The sequence below is a fragment of the Gallalistipes aquisgranensis genome, assembly GCF_014982715.1.
Taxonomy (GTDB): Bacteria; Bacteroidota; Bacteroidia; order Bacteroidales; family Rikenellaceae; genus Gallalistipes; species Gallalistipes aquisgranensis.
In genome coordinates this window covers 2,230,953-2,254,315 of record NZ_JADCJY010000001.1, presented here as the reverse complement: position 1 = coordinate 2,254,315, position 23,363 = coordinate 2,230,953, and the positions used below count along the sequence as shown (strand labels likewise).

The window sequence follows — 23,363 nt, the reverse complement described above, 5'->3', positions numbered from 1 at the left end:
TGATGGCGGATTTCGGGAAATTTCGTTACTTTTGCCCCTTCAATCCCGAAGGTAAATCTGAAAAAACGGAAAGAAAGGATTACGGTGATGATAGATCGCAACGACTTGGAGAGACTGAAGCGGCTGCTCGCTCCGGGCGGGCAGAGGATCGCGGTGGTGGCCCACACCAATCCCGACGGCGACGCCATCGGTTCGGCGCTGGCCTGGCGCAGGCTGCTGGCGGGCATGGGCCATGAGGTGTGCTGCGCGGTGCCCAACCGCTACCCGGCATTTCTGGGCTGGATGACCGACATCGGCCACCTGCGCATCTTCCGCGAGGACACGGACGGGGAGGTGGCCCGCTTCATCGCGGAGGCCGACCTGATCTTCTGCCTCGACTTCAACCAGATCGAGCGGCTCGAGGGAATGAGCGCCGCCATCGCGGCCAACACCCGGGCCCGGCGCGTGCTGATCGACCACCACCTCAATCCCCCGGCCATCTACGACCTGCAGTTCTCGGTTCCGGCCGCCTCGTCCACCTCGTTCCTGGTGTACGGCCTCATCGTGGCGCTGGCGGGCGAGAAGGCCGTGGACTATGCGACGGCCGAGTCGCTCTACGTGGGCATGATGACCGACACGGGCAACTTCAGCTTCAGCAACCTCACTCCGGAGCTCTACCGGGCGGTGGCCGTGCTCGCCGAGCGCGGCATCGACATCCCCGCGATCCACAACAACGTCTACAACAGCTTTTCGGAGGGCCGCATCCGTCTTCTGGGCTACGCGCTCAACCGCAAGATGGAGATCATGCACCCCTACGGCGCGGCCTACATTTCGCTCACCGAGAGGGACCTGCGCCGCTTCCGCTTCCAGATCGGCGACAGCGAGGGGTTCGTCAACTTCCCGCTGGCGATCCGCGAAGTCTCGATGTCGGCCATGTTCCTGGAGACGAAGAACTTCATCCGCGTGTCGCTCCGTTCGCGGGGCGACGTGGACGTGAACGTCTTCGCCCGCCGCTATTTCGACGGGGGCGGACACCGCAACGCCGCCGGCGGCAAGTCGTTCCTGCCCATGCCGGAGACGGTCGAGCGCTTCCGCGCCGCGGTGGAGGAGTTTTTCGGGGAGAGAAGCGGCGCGGAGTGATCCGTCCGCGACTGCGGGAAGGGCCGCTTGCCGGCCCCGGAAAGATAATCGTCACCCCTGCCGGAACCCGTTCCGGCAGGGGTGAAACGTTTGATGCCGGCGCGGGCCGCGTCAGGCTTCGCGGAACAGGTCGATCTCTCCCCGCTCGCTCTGGCCGTAGACCTTCGCCAGCTCGGCGATGACGGGGGAGATGAGTTCCAGCACGTCCCGCACGGCGGTCTGTTCGTTCGCCGGGGCGTCCTTGTCCTTGATCCGGTAGAGCATCACGGCGTAGAGGGCGCGGAAACAGAGTTCGATGTCGCTCACCTCCGGCTTGCCGAGCGCCTGGCGCAGGCGGGGCAGCTCGGGGGCCAGACGGGCGAAGAGGGTGCGGTAGTGCTCCCCGGCGGGCAGCTTCATCAGCTGCAGGTGGAGGTTCTGCAGGTCTGCGATCAGGTGGAGCGTGTGGTCGAGGTGGCCGTGCTGCTCCTTGCCCTCCTCGCGGAGCAGGTTCACCAGCTCCATATACCACAGGAAAGCCTCCTGCCTGCCCGCGGCGTCGGCGGGCAGCGGCTCCGCGAGCTGGGAGTAGATCGCTTCGGGGCTCATCTGGAGGGCCCTCAGCAGGTCTTCCAGCTGCCAGAGGTAGAGGATGTATTCGGCGATGTTCTCTTTGCGTTTGGCGCGTGCGATATACATGGTTCGGTTCGTTTTTTGCCGGTTCGTTCCGGACGGGTAAAGATACGAACTCTTTCGCAAATTCGCTGCCTTCTTTCCCTGTGCGATACGTTTTCTCGTTTTCCTGCGTTCTAATGGTGTACGGATTGCGGAAAATTCGTATATTTGTTTCTCTAAACGATAGAAAATGAAAGGATACAGCTTGTGCGTGTTGGCCCTGGGCGGGCTTCTGGCCTCGTGCGGGGGCGATCGTGCGAAGATCAGCGGACGGTTCGCCTGCGGCGACCCGCGTACCGTATATCTGGAGTCGGTCTCCCCGACGGGCAACAGCATCGTCGATTCGGCGAAGACCACCGAGAAGGGGGATTTCCGTTTCCGGGTGGAGCTGCCCGAGGGTCCGGCCATCTACACCGTGCGCTGCGGCGAGGAGTCGATCCCCCTGCTGCTTGAGGCCGGGGAGCACGTGAAGATCAGTTCGATGGGCCGCCTCTCGCGGAACTACACCGTGCAGGGGTCGGAGGGTTCGGCCCTGATGAAGGAGCTCAGCCGCATCATGGTCGAGGGAGCCTCGGCGCTGGATTCCATCACGGGGCGCTATGCGAAACTCGAACCCGGCGAGGACTCCCTGCGCCGCCGGATCGCTTCGGACTACGCCCGCCAGTTCTATAAGACCAAACGCGAGCAGATCGCCTTCATCGTGGGCAATCCGGGTTCGCTGGCCGCCTTCTACGCCCTCTACCAGCGGCTGCCCAACGACAACGCGCTCTTCAACGGCGAGGGGGACGTGGTCTACTACCGCATGGTGGCTGACTCGGTGGAGTCCCGCCTGCCCGGGTCGCCCTACCTGGCCCCGCTGCGCCGCCAGATACAGAACATGACCGCCGGGAACACGCTCCAGCAGCTCCTCTCCCGGAGCGACGGGGTCCGGTCGATGAACTATCCCGACCTGGAACTGCCCGACATGTACGGGAAAAAGATACGGCTCTCCTCGCTGGAGGGCAAGGTGGTGCTGCTCGACTTCTGGTCGGCGGTTTCCGACCGCAGCCGGCTGATGAACGCCGAGATGAAGGAGCATTACGACGAGCTGAAGGGGCGCGGTTTCGAGGTGTACCAGGTGTCGCTCGACGACTCCAAGCCGCTGTGGGTGACCACGGTGCAGAACCAGAAGCTGCCCTGGGTGAGCGTCTGCGACTTCCGGGGGGCGGAGAGTCCCGCCGCCCGGCTCTACAACATCCGCAGCGTGCCGACCAACTTTCTGATCGACCGCGAGGGCAACATCGTGGGGCGCGACCTCTACGGTGCGGTGCTGGTCGAAAAGGTGAAGGGTTTGCTGTAAAATCCGGGAGAGCGTGTACTATTTCGCATCGGACATGCACCTGGGCTCGGGCTGCGGCGATCCGCGGCGCCGGGAAAAGTTGCTCGTGCGCTGGCTGGAAGAGGTGTCGGCCGATGCCGAGGCCATCTTCCTCGTGGGCGACGTGTTCGATTTCTGGTTCGAATACCGGCGGGTGGTGCCCCAGGGATTCACGCGCCTGCTGGGCAAGCTCTCGGAGCTGACCGACCGCGGCGTGACGATCCATTTCTTCACGGGCAACCACGACATGTGGGCCTGCGACTACCTGAGCCGCGAGTGCGGCGTGGTGATGCACACGGTTCCCGAAGTGTTCGAACTCTCGGGCCGGAGGGTGCTCGTGGCCCACGGCGACAACATGGGCGGCGAGCGCACGTGGCTGGAGCGGCTGATGGTGTGGGCGTTCCATTCGCCCACGGTCCGCCGTCTCTTTTCGGCGCTGGTCCATCCCGACCTGGCGATGCGCTTCGGCCACTGGTGGTCGGGCAAGAGCCGGGAGGCCAAGAGCATTTCCCACTCCTTCCGGGGCGAGGGAGAGTGGCTGGTGCGGTGGGCCCGCGCGCGGCTGGCGGAGGAGCCCGTGGACTATTTCGTCTTCGGCCACATCCACTGCGCGGAGAACTACGACCTGGGCGGAGGCAGCCGCGTGCTCTTCCTGGGGGAGTGGATCGAACACCCCTCCTACGCGGTGCTGGATGCGGAGGGAAACATGGAACTGGTGAGCTACTGGCAGTAGCTCCTGAACAAGACAATCGAATCGGTATGCGACAATATCTGGACCTGTTGAGGAAGATCGAGGCCGAGGGCGTGCGCAAGAGCGACCGCACGGGAACCGGCACGATCAGTATTTTCGGACATCAGATGCGCTTCGACCTGGGCGAGGGCTTCCCCCTGCTCACCACCAAGAAGTTGCACCTGCGCTCGATCATCCACGAACTGCTCTGGTTCCTGAAGGGCGACACCAACATCCGTTACCTGCACGAGAACGGGGTGACCATCTGGGACGAGTGGGCCGACGAAAACGGCGACCTGGGCCACGTGTACGGCTACCAGTGGCGCAGCTGGCCCACGCCCGACGGGGGACATGTGGACCAGATCGCGCAGGTGGTCGAGTCGCTGCGCAGCAACCCCGATTCGCGCCGCCACATCGTCAGCGCCTGGAACGTGGGCGAAGTGGACCGCATGGCGCTGCCCCCCTGTCATGCGCTCTTCCAGTTCTACGTGGCCGGCGGGCGGCTCTCCTGCCAGCTCTACCAGCGCAGCGCCGACGTCTTCCTCGGGGTGCCCTTCAATATCGCCTCCTACGCCCTGCTCACCATGATGATGGCGCAGGTGCTGGGCCTCCGGCCGGGCGATTTCGTCCACACGCTCGGCGACACGCACATCTATCTGAACCATCTGGATCAGGTCGCCCTCCAGCTGAGCCGCACGCCGCGGCCCCTGCCCCGCATGGTGCTCAATCCGCAGGTGAAGTCGATCTTCGACTTCCGTTACGAGGATTTCACGCTCGAAGGCTACGATCCGTGGCCCTCGATCAAAGCCCCCATCGCCGTATGATCTCGGTGATTGCAGCCGTCGCCCGCGGCGGGGTGATCGGCGGGGAGAACCGGCTCCTCTGGCACATTTCGGAAGATCTGCGCCGCTTCAAGGCGATCACCTCGGGTCATCCCGTGGTGATGGGCCGCAAGACCTGGGAGTCGCTCGGCCGTCCCCTGCCGGGCCGCCGCAACGTGGTCGTCACCCGCCAGTCCTCCTACCGGCCCGCGGGGGCCGAGACCGTCGGTTCGCTGGCCGAAGCCGTGGCTCTCTTCCCGCCGGAGGAGGAGGTGTTCGTGATCGGCGGCGGCGAGATCTACCGCCAGGCCCTGCCCCTGGCCGACCGCCTCTGCCTGACCGAGGTGGAAGCCGACTACGAGGGCGACACCCTCTTTCCGGAGTGGGCCCCTGCCGAATGGACCGAGGTGTTCTGCGAGCGGCACGAGCGGGGCGAAAAATTTCCCTTTCCTTTCACTTTCCGCGACTTCGTGCGCCGGCGGTAGCCCCGCCGGGATTTCGGTCCATCCCGGTTTCTCCGCCCTTGCAGACTCTCCCGCTCCCGGTTCTTTCCCGGGCCGATCTTTCCTGCCCCTGCGCTTCCGTCCGTCCTGCCCCCTGCATTCCCGTCCTGCCGTCCGTGCCCCGCAGGTGCCCGTCCGGGCACTCCCGCTCCGGTATCCGCGACAGAAAAAATCCGTTGATTGATAGCCGGTTGTCGATTTTTTGATTAACTTTGTTTCGGAGCGATATTCTGTTCCGTACATATTAGGAGAAAAGAAGCGTTATGCTTATCCTGTAGTTGAAAACGTAGGAAGTCTTAGATAGATATATGTCAATCTGTTTATATTCAGTAATATAAATCCGAGCATCGTCCTAATAAGCAACAATACAGAAACAAAATCAAGGATTTAAGCGATTCTTCGTTTTTTACATTGCAGTTGTTTTTCAGTCTTTTCACTTGCTGGCATTCGCAGGCCTTTTTAGCTGCGACACTCTACTTGCATGCGCTCATTTTCGTTTTATGGCTACGACTGCGAAAGCGCATCGCCTATTATTGTATCCAAAAGAGAAAGGAGACAAAGCACTATTTCATCTCGGATTCTCCGCATCATCTTGTTCTCGGCTATGATTGCTTTTTACGGCATAGACACACCGAAAAACAAATATGCCTTTCTAAATATAGTTTACTTTGATTTAGCCTATATAAGGCTAATGCACAAACTAAACTGAATTTTCGGCTTTTTCCTCTCTGCTTTCTGAAAACGTACAGCCAAAAGAGAAGATAATGTTACTGCGTATTTTCTCTTTTCGCTGCAATTTTGGTGGCGATACTCCATAATTTCATGGAAATATCCAATTCAATATGCTTGTCGTATCGAGGGTTGAGCTGGACTGAGACTCGAGCCTTATAAAGAGCTAAACGAAAAACAGCAGGTTTATTTGAAGCAGAAACGAGGGTTGGGGAATGTGCAATTCTCCAACCCTCGTTCTGTATTGGTCATTGTCGGCTTTGGGGTCGCTGCGAGTACAGCATAGCAGCTCTTTTAAGTATGTAAATTTCCTCCGACTTTGTAGTGTATTTGCCGATTATAAAAAGCATAACGGGCTTGCCCGATGTCCACTAAAATCCCTTTCAGGGGAGCCTAATACCCCAACCACCTTGCGCCGTCGGGCAAATTGCCTATTTACTGCAAGCAGAAAGAGTCTTTTATAGCTGGTTGAATCTCGAAGCGGGAGTGGCACTCCGATTAAAGCGGCAAAGATTATATGTCGTTTCTATGGCATAATATACCCCTTATCCTCGGCTTTCTCAACAATCTTGACAAGGCGCTTGCATTGTGCGGCAGACGGCAGAGAATTTCGCTTGATATACTCTGCGATACTGCCTATAAATGCCACATCTCCATATGGCAGTATATTCTCTTTTGATAAATCATTGCACACCTTAGTCCAATAATCAGCTCCCAATTTAAATATCTCAACTGAGGCATCTATATTCTGACTGAATTTCCTTTCTTTTTTAGCGGCAGCCTCTTCCTGCTTCGTCTCATTTTTTGAGATTAAGGTTGATACAAACTCGTCCGATAAGGACAGCTGCAGATTTTTGCACTTATTCCAGGTATCTGCACGACGGGCCATACTTCTAACCAATCCGCCTTGTGCTTCCTCCTCAAAGAAATTATGAATAATATGCGCCAGTTTCATCAGTTCCTTTTCAAGAGCCGGGTACATTTCCTGCTTTTGCCAAATGAGTTTCCAGTCAAGATCCATGTTCTTGGGAATCATAGCCATCATTTTTGCTATGGCATAGGGAATTATTTGGGCTTTATTACCTCCTGTCGGATACCAGTCCGCTTTATTTATGCGACGGTCCAATGAATCAAAGATAATTACAGAACATACACATCTTGAGAAATATACCTCATTGATACTCTCCTTGGAAGTTTCATACAGGCTGTCAATTGTTTTGGCGAATCGCGAGAAGTTAATAGCTGAACTCTGACATACCTCATGAGGATTCATTGCAAACGCATTGAGACATTTGGCAAGTTTCTCCTTTTTGATGACTTGATTTTTAGGGTGTTTCTCGCAAAATTTTGCACGAGCCGCGGGACTGAGCTGCATTTGTTCCTGCTCCCACTTTCCTCTTGAACGCTCGTAAAACCAAATTGTCTGATATGGATTGCCATTTATCGGCGGAGCCATCCTCTTTCTTGACAATTGCTCCATTATAACATGATATGGATGGTTTGAGAAAAAGTCGGCTTCAGACACAGCATTCTGGCTGTTTGCACACTGAGATATTGTTTTGGTAATATTGTTATATCGTTCAATATCATCCTCGGACATATCATCATCAACGTTAAGCACTGTCAGCTTCATCGGTACAAACAGGTTATCCATGCCTCCGTCCTTTACCTCTTTCTTGATTTTTGCATTGGCCAGTGACGCCGTAGTTTGACCGCCATTTATTATTTGGGGATCTTTAAGGTATACTATTTTGGTCCCGTCATCGGAAAAACCGATTGAGCGGGCGACCACAGCAATGCCATTATTATATGTAAAGAAATTTCCCGGATGTTTTATAATGGTTTCACGTATTCCTTTATTGACTTTGCCTCTCACGCTCAAAAAAGCACGAATGTTGCCCTGCAGCAGCTTGCTTCCATATTTGCAATAGATCTTCGCCAGAAACTCTCCCGGAACAATACCCAGATAAGCATCATAGTTCGCATCCTCGCCAATGTCTGCTTTGAGATACTGAATGCCGTCACAATCAAAATCCTTGGTTGCAATCTCAATGATTTCACTGGAATTAGAGGCATATGTCTGATGAAACCGCTCTATTGTCCACACATTCAGTTCTACCGGTCGTTCGAGAAATTCCTCGCGGCTGACGTTTTTAACCTGTTTGCTGAGAATGGCATTGGATAGAATGATAAACTTGAATCGGGATATTTCGGTAGCAAGCATACTTTTGCCCACTTTCGCCTTTATCTCCTTTGCCACATTAATGGCTTGGTCTGAATCGTCGCAATATGCAGATATATCACCATCAACACTCTCTTCAATAAAATTCCTCATGTGAAGGAATAATTCATCAATGCGTGTATTGGTTAAAGTGGGAATATTGTCGATTTCATTGACAAAATCACTGGCAATCATAACCAGCGCTCCATCAGCTTCATCATAAGCATAGGCGTCAAAAGACATTATTCGCCCCCGGCGTCCTTTCATTTCAATGGACATAGGCATAGGATCAGAAACATCTCCTATATCTTCCAGAAGTTCCAGAGCCCTGCTGATAAACTGCGACTCCGGCGCCGACCCTTCATGCTCGGCATCAAAGCGGAGCTGCTCCATAAACTGTTTTCTAAATTCGCCTATCTCCATTGCAGTGCTTATTATGATTGTTTAAATTCTTCTATATTTGAAAGCATGAGTTCATATTGAACTTTTACAATTGGCAGTGCAATACTGTTCCGCATAATGCGCGGGAATCCCTCTGACACAATATACTTGGCAAATGAGCTTTGGGAATATACAAAGTTGTCGTAATCGCTTGACCAGTCAAAGCCGTATGACATCAGTTTCCTTGCAAACATTTCCTTGTAGAAATCATTGCTTATCAATGTCATAATTTCATTGGCGAGAGAGCTGAGTTTAACACCGTCATATCCAGGGCTCATTTTTTCAAGCTTGTATACGGCCAGACAGCCGTCAACATTGCTGTCCAGCTGCTCAATTGAAGAGATGCACACAGCATCTTTTCCGGCACTGACTGCTTTCACTTCATACCAGATGCTGTCTATTGAAAAATCTTTACTGGTTTTTTCAGGCCCTGTCCAGCTGTCTATAGCCTTGTCTGTTCCATACATCGGAATCATTTCGTCTTTCAAAAACAGCATTTCTCCGATCAAGCCCATAATTCCCGGTTCAGTCATGTCTCCGTGATTGGGTTTGAACAGACGCTTCCATGATGCGTATCTGTTGCATACAGCCCGATAGCCTTCAATCTGGTCTGTTATTCCGTCAAGAGAGGACAGAAGGTCCTGGCAGAATGTACAGAAACGTTCAAGAAGTTCTTCCTTTTCAAGCAAGAAAAACAGTGAATATGAGCTGTCATCTTCATATTGCTCGACAGATATCACCTCGGAGCCAAATATTCTTGTCGGAACATACTGCCCTCTGAACTTGAAAGCATACCGGCCTTTGTCGTCTTTGCCTATATAGGTGTTAAGATCCCCTGCTGTTCCAACTCTTTTGAAAAAGCCCTGTTCAAATCCTTCAGAGAAGATACTGTATATATCCTGGCTATTGTATTGTTTCATTGTCTTCAATGTCTTCAGACTCATCCTGCATAAACTGCTGATAATATATTTTGTTTGCCTTATAATGTTTTACATTTTGAGCACTCTTTACACCAGGGAATCCTATGGCAAAAGCAGCCATTTTATCTTTACCCAATGCTTCCCGGTATTCAGACAGCTTTTTCTTTTCATCTTTTCCCTCGGTCCTCACAGGTTCGATAAGCATAATTATCAACAGAGGTTTTCGGTCTGCCAAATGTTCAAAGTATGCTCTGTTCGGAATTTCCCGATTTTCATTTTTACCTTCCTTCCTCCACTGTTCTTTGCATTTTCTTTTTACGATATTCAACTGATCTTCAGATAGTCCATAAGCCCCTTCCTGAGTGCTCAGCAATTTGCGCCGCGAGCTTACAGCAATAGCATTATTTTCAATATGGACAGTGCGTGCTGCACATCTGACAGATGCTATGTGCGGTATTTCATAACATTTGTCAGACTCGCCGCTTTGGAAAACTATATCCCAATGTTCTAATCCTACAGTGTTTTCATCTGTTATGAAATCCAGAATATATTCAGTGTTGAAATTCGGATTAACCTTTGAGCTTTTAATATTTTTCACAAAAGCCGTTACAACATCTTTCGGCACATCTTTTACTATCAGAGACGTATTGTTTTTGAATCTGTCAAACGACAAGTTTCTTTTAAACAGCTCCTCCGCCAGCCAAGTCACTTGCTCGAGATTAAGAGTGTTGTGAGCCGCATTCAGACTGATATACGGTGTTTCATATATATTGCCGTAATAGGATTCCTGTATATCCAGATTGAAAGACTGCCTCATCTTATTGCCTGCAGTGATTTGCAGCTCCTGACAATTGTCGCGCACTTTAATTCCGAAATCCTTTGGCGTCAGCCGCTGTGCAAACATCTCTTTCAGATCTTCCTTCAAATCCTCTGACGCCATAGAAATCTCATCATACCAGCTTGCACTTTCCTCGCTCGTCCATATTTGGAAAATATCTTCATATCCTTTTCTATATCCGAACCAGCGCCCCATCTGCATCAAAACATCAAAAGTAGCTGTATTGCGGTAGAAATAGCTTGTCAGCAGCCCCTCCAAGGTCAAGCCTCGGGACAATGCCATTCCTCCGACAGCAATAACCCGCAATGACGGATTTTCTTTGTAGTCAAGCTTTCCGCTTGATTTTAATCCGTTTACCACGAGAACTTTTATGTGTTCAATTGCTTTGAAAAGGTTTTCTTTCCTAACAACTCTCTCAAATGAAACATCTGAGACAAAACTGTAATGCTTATCCCACAACTGCTTCAATTCTTTATATAGAGGCAGATTCGTGTTTTTGCGAGAATCGCTGTTGAAATCTTTTTCAACTATACTTTTGAATTCATCATAAATGTGTTCTACCTCTTCCTTAATCACATTTTGCACTTTCACGAATCGAGACATATTCACCAGCATGCTTCTCGGCGCAGAACTTTGTCCTCGCAAATCCCGAATAGCATTCGCCAAAAAGAAACAATAAACAGCCTCTCTTAACGAATCGGGAAGGATACCGCTCCATTCTTTCTGATGCCGATAGTAGAATGTTCCCGCATTCAATTCTTCAATGTGGGTGCGAGCCCAATCACGCCAGCATTCATCTCCATAGTCGGGTTCATCAATATCAATGATATGTCTTATATTGCGATAATATTTGGAGCCGGCATTGAATATCTGCTTTGCTCCAATGTATGTCGAGGGGGTTGGCAGTGTGTATATAAAATGTTCCGGGAACAAATCTGCATTTTTCATTTCATCAACAGAATCCGGATCGATGAAAACATTTGCAAATGGGGTTGCTGTAAAACCGACATACGATGCGGTTTTAAACAAATTGCAGATTTTCCTTATAATGGCATTTGTCTTTGTTGGATTCGTTTCATCCTTGCTCGTATTGACAGATGCATTGTCCGCTTCATCGTCTATAAGCAGCAAAGGCGCATTGACACACTCTTCCGAATGATCATAATTGCTGTTCTTTAGCCAGTTGTGCAATTTTGTAAGAACAGATACATTCTTCTTGACAACAAACAATACAACTGAACGCTGTGCTTCAAGCGACACAAAAATACTGTCTTTCTGTCCGACAAAATCTGATGATTGAGTTGTATAAGACGATGCCAGCAACTGTTTGTCATATTTGCCTACGCCTACACGTCTGGGTTTTTCTATTTTTGTTATATCATCTTTCTTGATTTCAAGACCTACAATGCCTTGGTCAATACGTTCCTGAGTCTGCTGGCGAAGATTCTCCGTTATGCCTGCAAGCAAAATGACAACCTTGTAACCAGCATCAACAGCTTTGCATATCAGACCGGAATATGTCGCTGTTTTTCCAGACTGAACGTCACCAATAACCAAACCGCGAACCAGCCGCCTTCCTTCATGCGCTTCTTTCGGGTTGCAAAGACAATTCATTATGGCAGGAAGAGTCTTCTTGCCCAAAATATCTATGCTCCTGTCATCCAGCGATGATTCTTCCAGAAGATATTTGCTGTACAACCTCCAGAAATGCTCATCTTCGATTTCTGCATGCTCATACCAATTGTGAGGATCATCATAGTCGTCGAATATACAATTGCCTTTGGTGTGTTTTATTGCCTCTTCTGTTTCGATGGCGCAAAAAACTTCTGCCCTGTCTTCAGCAGTCAGGCTGACTGGAATAAATTCAAGACCCTTGTCTATATAGGAGTCAATATCTTCGTATTTTATGGTTTTCCCGTTTCGCTTGTCTGCTCCAATGCGGCGTTTGATAACCATAATGAGATCATTGAACTCATCACTGCTTATCTTCATTTGTATAATAATTTATCAGCATTTCTTTCAATTGCGGAAGACAGCACCATGGCTCGGCTTTCATAATAGTATCAACAGCGTCATTGAGCTCCCTGCCGTATTTAACCATTTTGTCAATCAGCGTAATACCCAATTGAAAATCATCTTCAAGGTATTGCACTTTATCCTCTACAACAATAGCATCATTGCATCTGTCCACATATATATCCTGCACCGGGATTCCCTTTTCTATTTCAGATAACAGAGTCTCGACAATATCTGCTGCATCGTCAGGGATATGCTCCATTACATATTTGCAGAGGGGGCTGTTTCGATTGATCTGATAGTAGTAGGCATCATTTCTGCCGCGCATTCTATCCCAAATGTGGCTTATATTATCTTCCGAATTATCTTTGCGGCCGCGATGCGTCTGTTTTCTAACAGAAATGTCCATTGCTTCTTCAACGGTCTTTTTAAGCTGGTTCTGAATTGATTTAGGTATTGACGCATTCTGTTTCTTAATATCGATGCCCCAAATATCATCCAGAGAGTTGGGGATGTCTACGCGTATTCTGGCATTTTTTGTCAGTTCACTGCGTTTGAGCCCAAACCATGTTCCATAAATAATAAGCCTCTGATTCCTGTAAATATAGAAACCCTGTCTTGTTCTCAGATTATCAGTACCGCCTAAAAGTTTTTTATCTTTTTCTGTCAGGTCCGAGCCGAAAGGCAGCACAAACGGACGCACTTTTATCAGCCGTTCAATACCTTGGCTGTCCCGCAGTGCAATAGCGAGCTCTTTTTTCGTCGTAGTTTTGGCATTGCCTTCAAGAAATGGGTCCTGTGCCTTTACTTTTGCGCTGTTAACCCAGATAACAAGTTTCTTCGCCGAGATATAGCGGTGGAAAATAAGGGCCACATGCTCCTGCGCCTTATCACTTAATTCACGAAGTGTGCTGAAGACCTGTCCATGACTCGACTTTTCCAACACATCAAAATCCTCCCATATCACAAGAGTTCCGCTGTCATTTGTCTTTCCTGCTTCTCGCAGATTCTCTATGTACGGCAGATTTGATATTTCATCAGCGGTCAGCTCGTTAACAAACCATTTTTTGTGTTCAAGTATGTAATTATAGTCCCACGAATACGCACTGACTTCTCCGTCCTGCATGCTCACAACAGTCAATATGCGGCATTGAGACAATGATGCAGCTTTAAGTCCCAGCCCAAACCTTCCTAAATCATTTTCAGATCGGGCTGCTTCTGCTGCAGAACTGCCATAGCACATTGCTTCGAAAAGTTCTTCACGAGACAGTCCGCAGCCGTCGTCAAGAATACCCACAGCCTGTTTTTGGAAAGAATCGGTTGGGAAAAGCAGATAAACATATGAGCACCCGGCACTAATGCTGTTGTCAATAACATCAGCGATTGCAGACTCGAACGAATAACCCATTGAGCGCATCGACCCCATCAGCATATCGGCTTTAGGAATATTCTCTTTATAAGTGCCCATAGCTGCAATGTTATTTATAAGTCAATATCTTCTTCATAACAGCTTTGGCAAGCAACGGAGGAACAGCATTGCCAATCTGCTGCTGAACATACGATACGGGGCCTTCAAATATGAAATCATCGGGAAAACTTTGCAGCCGGGCCGCCTCACGAACAGACAACCCTCGATCCTGATGAGGATGGATAAGCATGCTTTTTCTATAGTTCGATATAACCACCGACGGCTTGCTGCCTATCAATCGTTTATAGATTCCGCTGTGGCATCGTTTTTTATCGGCATAGTTCCCCATTAAATGGTCGGGGATAGAAGACCAGTTTTCACCTTGGCCAATGTATTTATAGCGTTCAACTACATAGTCCTTATTGCGTGATACGATATTCTGGGTGGGGGCTTTTGATTTTTGCCTCATCAACTGAGCATATGGAGACGCCTGCTCAAAAGGGACCGTGTATTCCCCTTTCATTTGAATTTCTCCATTTTCAAGAACCGGCAAATCGCTAATCGCCTCATCGACAGAAACTGAATAATCAAACTCTTTGGGGAACTCAAAATCTATCCCATTTCTATTCCCGACAATAAACAGCCTGTTCCGGCGCTGCGGCACACCAAAATCAGATGCATACAGTATTTTTGATTTGACCGTATAGCCAATATGTCTAAATCGGTTTTCTATATGATTCTGTATATTCTCCTCTCCGTTTTTAAACTTTGTCAGGCCATATACATTTTCAAATACAAACCATGTTGGAGCAATTTTATCAACAAAACGCAAAAATTCCTCAAACATCCTGTTATTTGGATTTGACATATCTCTGGTTTTTGTGTTTGAAAGAGAGAATCCCTGACATGGGGGGCCGCCCATTATTATAAAAACCGGGTGAGTATTTAATCTATCAGCTGAAAGTTTTCTTATATCTTCACAGAAAACGGCTGCATTCTTAAAATTTCTTTTATATGAGGCTGCGGCATAAGTGTCTGCTTCAACTGCATACCGCATGGATATACCAGCCATTTCTGCACCCAGACTTAATCCGCCTGCACCTGCAAAAAGGTCTATGCCAATCAGCTGTTTGTTGGGCTTCTTCATTTTGTAGTTTGCATCTTGCATCTTTACCACTCTTCAGCACACTGAATGTATTCAATCGGCTGAATCATATTTTACAAAGATACATTTTTTCCACAAACAGAGATTGACTAAATGAAAATAATTCAGAGGGCTGTAAACGTTTTCATTTGAATAAGATCTGAAGAATGCTGAATGTTGTTTGTCAGCAAGCCTAAATATTTTAAATAATCACTACCTTTACCAAAAGATAATAAGCATCAAAATGCCTGATACATTAACTCAAGAACAACGCCGCCGCTGTATGTCGCATATTCGGTCCAAGAATACCAAGCCTGAGATTCTTGTAAGACATGAGCTTTTCCGCAGAGGATATCGTTATCGGATCAATGTCAGCAAATTGCCTGGCAAACCAGACATTGTTTTGCCCAAATACAAAACGGTGATTTTTATTAATGGATGTTTCTGGCACGGACATGAGGGATGCAAGCATTTTGTTCTGCCAAAATCAAATGTAGAATACTGGGAATCAAAAATCCTCCGCAATCATCAAAGAGATAAAGAAACTATATTGAAGCTTCAGCAGTTAGGATGGAAAGTTGTTATAATATGGGAATGCGAAATAAATAAATCCCAATTATTACAAACCATTAATCAAATAGTTTCAATCATTAGAAGCGCACCTTAAAGCACTATATTAAAATCAATTAGCACAAAGCAGTACAGATGCTGTTAATTTCTATCTTTCACGTCAAATTTAACGTTCTCGGCCAGCATCACTGAACTGTGAAGTTTGAATAATCATCGAAATTTCTATGATGTCATGAGTTATAAATCGTGAGCGCAACCACTGTAAATTATTGCTGCAATCGAATATTCGTAAGTGTAGTTACGGCGAATAAGGCTTGCGTGAGTTTCTGAGCGGAAAAATAGATGCCGACTGCGCTGATTCAAGAAATTCGCAAAGGGTTTGAGTCTAAATCGAAGACGTCAATACGATACAATCCATTGAATGGAACTATCCTGCCTTTGACTGAATATGCTCTGCTGACATATACTGTTATGTGCATAGTTTTACTTCAATAGACACGAATCTGCCCTCTGACTACCTGCCAATATCCAGCTGCTTGAAAATATTGCAGAATAATTATAGATGTCCGTAATTACTTCTTCTATATTAGCTGTTGCTCCGCCCGTAAATTCTCTTTTAATATTTTACCGAGACTTTTTGCAAACTGTTTGTATGAATTCTTTTCTTTCTCTTTGTCATCATCCGATAAAGAGCTGCTGTCAATTTCAGCGTGTACAAAACTGATAATACCATCGATTGCATCATCTACGGTTTTGCTGCTGATTTTGGATTTAAATCCCAATGCATTTATAACACATATGTTTACCAGTTCCAATACCTCTGGCGATTTAACAGCTGCCTTTATTCGCTCTGCCATTTGTTTAGCACCTTTATCTTGTGATTTTGACAAGACGTCAAGAAAGATATCGGCTAACGTTATTTCCCTATTCTCCATGATTTTTAAATTACAGACTTTCCAGTAGTTCTATCATTTTATAGATGGTAGTTGACGGATTATTATATGTCTCCAACACCTTGGCTCTTGCCGTTGCTTCTGATGTCTTGTCGGACAGCTGCTGTTTCTCATTCAATGCCAAAATTCCCTTTACATAGTGTTCAAGATGTCTTTTCAGTTTCTTGATGCAGGCGTTTTGAGTTAGTTCGGCATGACACTCCTCAAAGTGCAGCAGATACCATAACTCAATACATGGATTCGACACCAGCAATACGGCATTCGGGATGCTTTGCAGATGTTCCAGCATTCCGTCCACATCAAGGTCATACATTAGAAACGTTTTATCATTTTTGGTCACAATATATTCCCGCTTGCAATTCTCTATATACCGAACGGATATGTTCGAATCGCTCTTTCTTGGGATAATCTGAATAGGCGCACGGTATTGTGAACGGAGGTGACTGATATAGGCAACTTCCGACTCTCCCTCACAGAAAACAAAGAAGTTCGGCTTCATTGTTTTGCCTTTGGATTTTCTTATTTGTCGTCCCATATCAGTGTCTATTTTATAAAACTATCCGCCTGTTCGTCAATATACGGGATGGCATCGAAACGACCTTGCAGATATGCCTTCTCTGCATCCAGTCCGTCGCGGAAATCTTTGTAATCAAACAGCGAATACAAATCCGAAGACCCGTCATCCCGTTTGTTGACAAAATATATCTGATCCTTACGCAGCTTGTTGGTATTAAGCAGGTATGTATTGTGTGTAGTATATATCAGCTGCGCCGATTCGCTTTTATTGAACAAACCGATAATATACTCTACCAGTTTTATATGCAACTGCGTCTCGATTTCATCTATCAACAAGATTTTATTATTCTTGACGATATCCAGAATCGTCAGCATCATGTTGAATAAGCGCTGTGTTCCATCAGACTCTTCTGCAAAAAAGTTGAAAGGAACATCCGGGTTATTTCTGTGATAGGTCGTAATGACCAGCTGCGATTTCTGAATATCCTCTACCGACAATATCTGGTTTTCAGCTGGATCAATCACCGCAGTAGACAGAACTTTATTCTCGTGCCGGCTGTCGATTTTGACAATGTCGCTGTCAGCAATTCGCAGCACATTAAGGAACTGCTCTTTGTTCTCATTCAACAAGCGCTCGACAGAGAACGAATTATATCCGAAATAATTCAGAATAAAACGCTCATTGAAGTACCGAAAAACATCTTTTGCGACATCTCGGTCCATCTGACTGGCACGCGACACAAAAAGCGTTTTCTTGGACGTATTGGCAGCAACATCCATCGGGCGGCGAATTACCGAACGGAATTCATAGATATCCTTTTTGTCGGGTCCCTTTGTCTCATCGCGAGAAAACACCAGTGAACGACGTCCATTCGGATAATAATACAGTGCCTCTTTCAGGATCTCAACTTTATTGAGCTCAAAAGAATATTCATATTCGATCCCCTCAAGAAGAAAGCGAATGAAAAATGTACTTGGCTTGCCAATGCCCCCGAATTTGAACGGAGTAAAGGCAAATATCGTATTCTCGTTGTAATTGTGAGATGAGAATATCATTCCCACACAAGCGCGAATAGCCTTGATAAGACTGCTTTTTCCTGATGCATTTGCACCATAAATGGCAACAGTTTTAAGTAGCCGCTCATCACTGCATACAAATGTATTTTCTTCAAGCTCCTTTGCCTTTTTAGTCTGGATGCTTGCTGCCTGCATATCCAGCACCACCTCATCTTTAATTGAAAAGAAGTTGCTCAGACGAATTTCAAGTACCATTTTATCCCCTAAATTTGTAATTTCCTTGCAAATATAACAAATTAAATGACAAAATCTTAATTTGGATAACTTTTTTATGGATTAAAGGCCGCTTGCAAAAAGTATTGTTATATAGGGATCGTTCGACAACCCAAAGAATGATGTTTCTATATTTGTGTGTCCATTCGCTGCTTGCAACTCATAAACCTTTGAATAATTGGCTAACGCAATTTGACAGACTTACAGCTGTTTAACTTTATCTGCCATTTGCAAAGTTGATCCATCTTGCCTGCTGTACAGCCCGACAACTGTCGGGGTAGCCTAATACCCCAACAGACATTCATCGTCGGGAGCAATGCCATTCAATCTGCAAGCAGAGGCTATATGATTGTTCGATAGTGGGCTGTTTGGATTCGGCAAAACAAATGAACAAAGGGTCTATTCGCTGCAGGAACAGCAATTATTTATCGCCCATCAAAATTTTAACGATAAGAGGGAACTTAGAAAAGAATTTGCAGCGCGGTTTTGAAAGCTATCCGGATTGAGGGAAGTAATAGGATAAGCCCTGCAAGGTTGCAGAATGCCCCTATTATAACCGTCATATTGCGAGGCGACATATCCCTGCTACTTTGTCAAGGTCTCGCAACAAACGTTCAAGATAAGCGGAGAATACAAGGAACACCTCTTATAGAAGAAATATTTATTTCTTCTCAGATGTATTCATGCTACGCGCCATCGCATTTGCCGGCTTTATTCAGGGCTATATATTCAGCCCGCAAAAAAGTTTACTTTCTTTTTCTCCTATACGCCCCCATAGCAAAGTAAACCGTTTTCCAAACCGCGCTTGATTCAGAATCAATCGAACAATCCATTCACAAGATTCACCGCCTCGTCTTTCTTGCGATTGATGATTTTGGCGTATACCTGCGTCATCTTCACATCCGTATGGCCGAGCAGTTTCGAAGTCGTATATAAGTCCGCACCGAGCGTCAGCATCATCGTAGCGAACGTATGCCGGGCCGTGTGGAACGAGAACCGCTTGTCGATACCCGCCGCTTTCGCCCACGGCTTGAGCAGAATATTTATATGCGTCGTGGAGGGCAGGTCGAACACCGCATCCTCCGCCGTCTTCTCGCCCCGTTCGGGCATCCACCGTAGCGCTTCGGGCGAAAGCGGGAGGTAAATCGGTTCCTTTGTCTTCTGCATTACGACCTCTAACCGATATTGTCCGTTATCCGCATATACGTTCCCCCATTTTAAGCCGATTATATCGCTTATCCTCAGTCCGCAGAAGCAGGAGAACAGGTAAGCCTGTTTTACCGCCTCATTCTTCATCGGAGTGGCGATCAATGCCCGAAGTTCCTCGATGGTCATATACTCCCTTTTGCTTTCAGGACGATGTATCTTGTCCGAATTGCCGATTTTCGTAAAGGGGTTCAGTTTGATTACGTCGGCACGGACAGCGGCGTTCAACGCTCCGTTCAGTACTCGATAGTAGTTCTGTGCCGTGAACTTGGAAATGGGCTTACCCATGGGGCGGTACTCCGTCAGAAGGTAGTCGATATATCCTTGACAAAAGGTTTTGTCCACCTGCTCCATCGTTACCCGTTCTCCGGCATAGTTTTTCAGAATCTGAATAGCGACTTTGATCTGATGTCCGTCCTTCTTGCCGCGCTTTTGCTGGTTTTCCATGTAGGTATTCATCCAATCCAGCAATAAGACTGTTTCCTTATCATCGGTACGCTTTATGCCCGCTTCGCCGTTGGTCAGTTCGATGATGCGACGAGATTTGATCGTATTGGCTGCCGTCATGGTCGCTGCATTCCGCTTGCGGGCGTTATCGTCCGTTTCAGGGATGATGTACATCTTCAGATATTCATACGACCGTTTGCCATTGCGGTATATATCGAGATACAGGCTCTTGCTGCCGTCGGCCAAATCTTTCATCCGAAGGCGAATCGGCTCCTTAACTTTCGCGAGTTTCTTTACTCGGGGCATAATGTCTCTTTTTTACTCGTTCTTCTTGCCGCAAAGGTAGAAAGAATAATCCGAATTAAGGAACAAATAAGAAACAAAAATACACCGAAAAAGAACCAAGTAACTATAAATACTGAAAGCAAGTGAAAATACGGTAGTCGTTATAATATACTGATATAATGCTATTTTATTTTCATTTGATTAGTTCTTGTTTTCATTTTCGAATCTTACTTTATAAATGTAGGAAATTTTCAAACGTGTACAAGGAAGGCATAGTGGTTCTCACGCATAGCGTGGGCTGCTATTGTTACATCCGTACACGGGTTTCCTACGACCTTCAACTGAGACGTGGCATTGCAGTTCCACGCTTCGTGGTTAATAATGGTTCTTGGGGAACTGGAGGACAGAAAAAAATTAGTAATATGAAAAGTTTGTTTTCAATTACAATGTTGCTCATGTTTTCAATGACTGTATATGCGCAACAAAATGTTACCCGATTTCTTGGCATCCCCGTAGATGGAAGCAAATCAGAAATGATACGAAAACTTAAAGCCAAGGGGTATCAGAGTAGTCCGATAAGTGATGTTTTGGTGGGAGAGTTTAATGGGGTGAATGTAAATATTGTTGTGGTAACGAATAATAATAAAGTTTGGCGTATTATGGTGGCTGATGCCAATTCGAGCGATGAACTGAATATTCGAATACGGTTCAATGAACTTTGCAAACAGTTTGCAAACAATTCTAAATATATGTCCTCCGACGAGGATTATACTATTCCTGAAGATGAGAATATTTCTTATAAGATGATCGTTGATAAAAAACGTTATGAGGCGGTGTTTTATCAGAAACCGGTGGCTATGGATACTGTGGGTATTGTGAAAACTTTTAGGACAACCCTGCTGTCCAAATATACAGACGAACAATTGGAAAATCCGACGGAAGAATTACAATCTGAGATCATTAAAATCTCTGAGTCTATGATAGTAGATTATTTAAAAAGACCTGTTTGGTTTATGATATCGAACGATTATGGAAAATATCGCATAAATATGTATTATGATAATGAATACAATCATGCGAACGGTGAAGATTTGTAACGAAGCAGGCATTATCTGTCAGAATTTAACTTGATTCCTTGTACGTTAAGGAGAGCCGTCCCCTGCCGCGACTATCTGCGGCAGGGGACGGCTCTTTTCCGGCGGTTTTCCCGGCCGGTCCCGGGGCACTCCGCCTCTCAGAACGTGAAGTCGAGGCCGCCGAAGACCAGGGCGCGCGGCATGGGGAATCCGTAGTTGATCGTGTAGCGGTCGGCGGTGAGGTTCTCGCCCTTGACGAAGAGGTTGATGCCCCGGTCGGCGGGACCGAAACGGTAGGCGGCCCGGGCGCCGAGCAGCGTGTAGTTGTTCTGGAGCGCGGCGCTCTGCCCGGCCGAGGGCAGTCGCGTGTAGAGGCGCGACACCACCTGCAGGCTGACGTTCAGCGAGAAGCGTCCCGGTGTGTAGGTCGCTCCGGCGAACGCCTTGTGGCGCGGGGCGGCCAGCAGCGGACGGCTGGTGGCCAGATAGCTGTAATTGGCGTCGACCGACAGGTCGCGGAGCGCCCGGTAGTGGAGGTCGAACTCGATTCCCTTGTTGATGAACCGGCCCGTGTTGCGGTTGGCCGGGCGGCCGTTCTCCCGCACGGTCTCGATCAGGTTGCGCCCGTCGATGAAGAAGGCGGTCAGTTCGGCCGAGAGGCGTCCCTCCAGAAAGGACTGGGCCAGGGTCAGGTCGTAGTTGAGCATGTTCTCCGGCTGCAGGTCGGGATTCTGGGGCGGGAACATGTACATTTCCCGGATGTTCGGGCTGCGGAAACCCTTGGAGAAGGAGCCCCGCAGGGTGGTGTTCTCCGCGGGGCGGAAGCTGAACCCGGCCTGCGGCACCCACACGCCGCCGAAACGGCTGTTGTACTCGTAGCGCACCCCGGCGCTGAGGGTCAGCATCCGGGCGAACTCCTGCTGTACGGAGAGGTAGGCGGCCGTCTCGTTGATCGTGCGGTGCACCAGGTCGCTGCGCGGCGAGCCGTCGCGGTAGATGTACCACGCGTGTCCGCCCCAGTTCTTGTAGTCGAGGCCCGCGGTGAGACGGTTCCCGCGTACGGGGCGGAAAGTCTGGTAGGCCATGGCGCCGAAATGGTGGTCGTCCGAGCGGAAAAGATCGTTCCGGGGCTGCGAACCGGGCGAGTAGCCGTCGTCGATCTTGTGGTGCCCCCAGTTGTAGAAGAGGCGGACCGCCCCGTCGCGTCGGGCGTGGGTGTTCTCGAGGGCCACGGCGGCGCTCCCGCGCAGGATGTCCATGATATTGTCGAGCAGGGGATCGTCCTCCTCGCCCGGATTCTGGCTGTGGATGCCGGCCAGGGTGAGGTTCCCCGTGAGCCTGTAATGGTCCGAAAGTTCGTAGCCGAGGTTGGCGTAGCCGTTGGTGATGCGGAAGCGCGAATCGGGACGGTGCCCGTCCGTGCGGTCGTGGTTGACCGAGACGAAACTGCTGAAACGCCCCTTGCGGTAGCCGTTGTTGAGCAGGTATTTCTGGGTGTTGTAGGAGCCGAAGAGCATGCGGGCGCGGGTCTGCGTGCCGTCGGCGTCGGGCTTGCGGGTGATGACGTTCACCACGCCGCCCATGGCGTTCGAGCCGTAGATGAGCGATCCGGGACCGCGGATCACCTCGACCCGTTCGGCGTCGGAGGCCACGTACATGTCGGGCAGGGCGTGCCCGAAGATGCCCGCCCACTGGGGCTGCCCGTCGAGGAGCATGAGCACCTGGTTGCCGCCGCCCACGCCCCGGACGTTGACGGCTCCGGCCGCCCCGGAGGAGACGCCGAAGCCCGTGATGCCCTTCTGGGTCACGAACAGGCCCGGCACGTGCTGCGAGAGGACGGGCAGCAGCGACGATTCGCTGCTGTTCTCGATCTGGCTGCGCGTGACCACCGAGAGGGTGATCGGCAGGATGTTGCGGTGTACGCGCGTGCGCGTGGAGTAGACTTCGATGCGCTGGATGTCGGCGCTGTCGGCGATGGCCGGACCGCCTCCGGCGGGGGACTCCTCCCCTTCGGCCCGCAGGAGCGCCGGCAGGCAGGCCAGCGCGGCGAGCAGGATCGGTGATGTTCTCATGCCTCGTGTTGTCGGTTGGGTTTCGCCTGCAAAGATAGTCGGTTTAT

The 23,363-nt window shown here is 48.9% G+C and carries 18 protein-coding genes; 7 read left to right on the top strand and 11 right to left on the bottom strand.

Going from position 1 to position 23,363, the window contains the following annotated elements; translation table 11 throughout:
- The first annotated feature begins 84 nt into the window (after positions 1-84).
- Entirely contained in the window at positions 85-1,119 is a 1,035-nt protein-coding gene (locus INF32_RS09120) for a DHH family phosphoesterase (protein ID WP_394368323.1), read from the top strand.
- 111 nt (positions 1,120-1,230) lie between these two features.
- Here INF32_RS09120 and INF32_RS09115 read toward each other — a convergent pair whose 3' ends face one another.
- Positions 1,231-1,797 (bottom strand): DUF4924 family protein, encoded by a 567-nt coding sequence (locus INF32_RS09115; RefSeq protein WP_226388024.1) that lies wholly within the window; start codon positions 1,795-1,797, stop codon positions 1,231-1,233.
- Between the two features lie 166 nt (positions 1,798-1,963).
- On the opposite strand from INF32_RS09115, the gene INF32_RS09110 reads away from it, so the two are divergent.
- The 4 genes from INF32_RS09110 to INF32_RS09095 are packed head-to-tail and all read left to right on the top strand — an operon-like array spanning position 1,964 to position 5,166.
- On the top strand, positions 1,964-3,112 hold the full coding sequence (locus INF32_RS09110) for a peroxiredoxin family protein (protein ID WP_226388023.1): 1,149 nt from the start codon (positions 1,964-1,966) through the stop codon (positions 3,110-3,112).
- A gap of 13 nt (positions 3,113-3,125) precedes the next feature.
- Complete coding sequence (locus tag INF32_RS09105) at positions 3,126-3,863, top strand: UDP-2,3-diacylglucosamine diphosphatase (RefSeq protein ID WP_226388022.1); 738 nt, start codon at positions 3,126-3,128, stop codon at positions 3,861-3,863.
- Positions 3,864-3,889: 26 nt separating this feature from the next.
- Complete coding sequence (locus INF32_RS09100; RefSeq protein WP_226388021.1) at positions 3,890-4,684, top strand: thymidylate synthase; 795 nt, start codon at positions 3,890-3,892, stop codon at positions 4,682-4,684.
- Complete coding sequence (locus INF32_RS09095; protein WP_226388020.1) at positions 4,681-5,166, top strand: dihydrofolate reductase; 486 nt, start codon at positions 4,681-4,683, stop codon at positions 5,164-5,166. The genes INF32_RS09100 and INF32_RS09095 overlap by 4 nt, the downstream gene beginning before the upstream one ends.
- Positions 5,167-6,439: 1,273 nt before the next feature.
- Here the strand turns inward: INF32_RS09095 and INF32_RS09090 are convergent.
- The 5 genes from INF32_RS09090 to INF32_RS09070 are packed head-to-tail and all read right to left on the bottom strand — an operon-like array spanning position 6,440 to position 14,904.
- On the bottom strand, positions 6,440-8,557 hold the full coding sequence (locus INF32_RS09090; RefSeq protein ID WP_226388019.1) for an AIPR family protein: 2,118 nt from the start codon (positions 8,555-8,557) through the stop codon (positions 6,440-6,442).
- Between the two features lie 11 nt (positions 8,558-8,568).
- Positions 8,569-9,495 (bottom strand): PD-(D/E)XK motif protein, encoded by a 927-nt coding sequence (locus INF32_RS09085; protein ID WP_226388018.1) that lies wholly within the window; start codon positions 9,493-9,495, stop codon positions 8,569-8,571.
- Entirely contained in the window at positions 9,479-12,325 is a 2,847-nt protein-coding gene (locus tag INF32_RS09080) for a Z1 domain-containing protein (RefSeq protein ID WP_226388017.1), read from the bottom strand. The genes INF32_RS09085 and INF32_RS09080 overlap by 17 nt, the downstream gene beginning before the upstream one ends.
- On the bottom strand, positions 12,309-13,817 hold the full coding sequence (locus INF32_RS09075; protein WP_226388016.1) for an ATP-binding protein: 1,509 nt from the start codon (positions 13,815-13,817) through the stop codon (positions 12,309-12,311). The genes INF32_RS09080 and INF32_RS09075 overlap by 17 nt, the downstream gene beginning before the upstream one ends.
- Before the next feature lie 10 nt (positions 13,818-13,827).
- Positions 13,828-14,904, bottom strand: a complete 1,077-nt coding sequence (locus INF32_RS09070; protein WP_226388015.1) for a DNA cytosine methyltransferase — start codon at positions 14,902-14,904, stop codon at positions 13,828-13,830.
- 241 nt (positions 14,905-15,145) lie between these two features.
- Between INF32_RS09070 and INF32_RS09065 the strand changes: the two genes are divergently transcribed.
- Positions 15,146-15,568: a very short patch repair endonuclease gene (locus INF32_RS09065; protein WP_226388014.1), complete on the top strand. Its 423-nt coding sequence runs from the start codon at positions 15,146-15,148 to the stop codon at positions 15,566-15,568.
- A 484-nt stretch (positions 15,569-16,052) separates the two neighbouring features.
- On the opposite strand, the gene INF32_RS09060 is transcribed toward INF32_RS09065, so the two are convergent.
- From INF32_RS09060 to INF32_RS09045, 4 genes are all read right to left on the bottom strand, one after another.
- Entirely contained in the window at positions 16,053-16,406 is a 354-nt protein-coding gene (locus INF32_RS09060) for a hypothetical protein (RefSeq protein ID WP_226388013.1), read from the bottom strand.
- A 10-nt stretch (positions 16,407-16,416) separates the two neighbouring features.
- Entirely contained in the window at positions 16,417-16,959 is a 543-nt protein-coding gene (locus tag INF32_RS09055; RefSeq protein WP_226388012.1) for an RloB family protein, read from the bottom strand.
- An 8-nt stretch (positions 16,960-16,967) separates the two neighbouring features.
- Positions 16,968-18,212 carry an AAA family ATPase gene (locus INF32_RS09050; RefSeq protein WP_226388011.1) on the bottom strand — a complete coding sequence of 415 codons (1,245 nt, stop codon included), beginning with the start codon at positions 18,210-18,212 and terminating at the stop codon, positions 16,968-16,970.
- A gap of 834 nt (positions 18,213-19,046) precedes the next feature.
- A complete protein-coding gene (locus tag INF32_RS09045; RefSeq protein WP_226388010.1) occupies positions 19,047-20,189 on the bottom strand; it encodes a site-specific integrase in 1,143 nt (380 codons plus the stop codon).
- A gap of 401 nt (positions 20,190-20,590) precedes the next feature.
- On the opposite strand from INF32_RS09045, the gene INF32_RS09040 reads away from it, so the two are divergent.
- Complete coding sequence (locus INF32_RS09040) at positions 20,591-21,265, top strand: hypothetical protein (protein WP_226388009.1); 675 nt, start codon at positions 20,591-20,593, stop codon at positions 21,263-21,265.
- A 137-nt stretch (positions 21,266-21,402) separates the two neighbouring features.
- On the opposite strand, the gene INF32_RS09035 is transcribed toward INF32_RS09040, so the two are convergent.
- Positions 21,403-23,316 carry a TonB-dependent receptor plug domain-containing protein gene (locus INF32_RS09035; RefSeq protein ID WP_226388008.1) on the bottom strand — a complete coding sequence of 638 codons (1,914 nt, stop codon included), beginning with the start codon at positions 23,314-23,316 and terminating at the stop codon, positions 21,403-21,405.
- Positions 23,317-23,363: the final 47 nt, after the last annotated feature.

What these genes read in the sequence shown, in the direction of transcription:
- INF32_RS09095 (WP_226388020.1), top strand. Translation starts at nt 4,681, where the DNA reads ATGATCTCGGTGATTGCAGCCGTCGCCCGCGGCGGGGTGATCGGCGGG.
- INF32_RS09110 (WP_226388023.1), top strand. Translation starts at nt 1,964, where the DNA reads ATGAAAGGATACAGCTTGTGCGTGTTGGCCCTGGGCGGGCTTCTGGCC.
- INF32_RS09045 (WP_226388010.1), bottom strand. Translation starts at nt 20,189, where the DNA reads ATGCCCCGAGTAAAGAAACTCGCGAAAGTTAAGGAGCCGATTCGCCTT.
- INF32_RS09040 (WP_226388009.1), top strand. Translation starts at nt 20,591, where the DNA reads ATGAAAAGTTTGTTTTCAATTACAATGTTGCTCATGTTTTCAATGACT.
- INF32_RS09075 (WP_226388016.1), bottom strand. Translation starts at nt 13,817, where the DNA reads ATGGGCACTTATAAAGAGAATATTCCTAAAGCCGATATGCTGATGGGG.
- INF32_RS09055 (WP_226388012.1), bottom strand. Translation starts at nt 16,959, where the DNA reads ATGGGACGACAAATAAGAAAATCCAAAGGCAAAACAATGAAGCCGAAC.
- INF32_RS09035 (WP_226388008.1), bottom strand. Translation starts at nt 23,316, where the DNA reads ATGAGAACATCACCGATCCTGCTCGCCGCGCTGGCCTGCCTGCCGGCG.
- INF32_RS09090 (WP_226388019.1), bottom strand. Translation starts at nt 8,557, where the DNA reads ATGGAGATAGGCGAATTTAGAAAACAGTTTATGGAGCAGCTCCGCTTT.
- INF32_RS09115 (WP_226388024.1), bottom strand. Translation starts at nt 1,797, where the DNA reads ATGTATATCGCACGCGCCAAACGCAAAGAGAACATCGCCGAATACATC.
- INF32_RS09065 (WP_226388014.1), top strand. Translation starts at nt 15,146, where the DNA reads ATGCCTGATACATTAACTCAAGAACAACGCCGCCGCTGTATGTCGCAT.
- INF32_RS09050 (WP_226388011.1), bottom strand. Translation starts at nt 18,212, where the DNA reads ATGGTACTTGAAATTCGTCTGAGCAACTTCTTTTCAATTAAAGATGAG.
- INF32_RS09060 (WP_226388013.1), bottom strand. Translation starts at nt 16,406, where the DNA reads ATGGAGAATAGGGAAATAACGTTAGCCGATATCTTTCTTGACGTCTTG.
- INF32_RS09100 (WP_226388021.1), top strand. Translation starts at nt 3,890, where the DNA reads ATGCGACAATATCTGGACCTGTTGAGGAAGATCGAGGCCGAGGGCGTG.
- INF32_RS09085 (WP_226388018.1), bottom strand. Translation starts at nt 9,495, where the DNA reads ATGAAACAATACAATAGCCAGGATATATACAGTATCTTCTCTGAAGGA.
- INF32_RS09070 (WP_226388015.1), bottom strand. Translation starts at nt 14,904, where the DNA reads ATGAAGAAGCCCAACAAACAGCTGATTGGCATAGACCTTTTTGCAGGT.
- INF32_RS09080 (WP_226388017.1), bottom strand. Translation starts at nt 12,325, where the DNA reads ATGAAGATAAGCAGTGATGAGTTCAATGATCTCATTATGGTTATCAAA.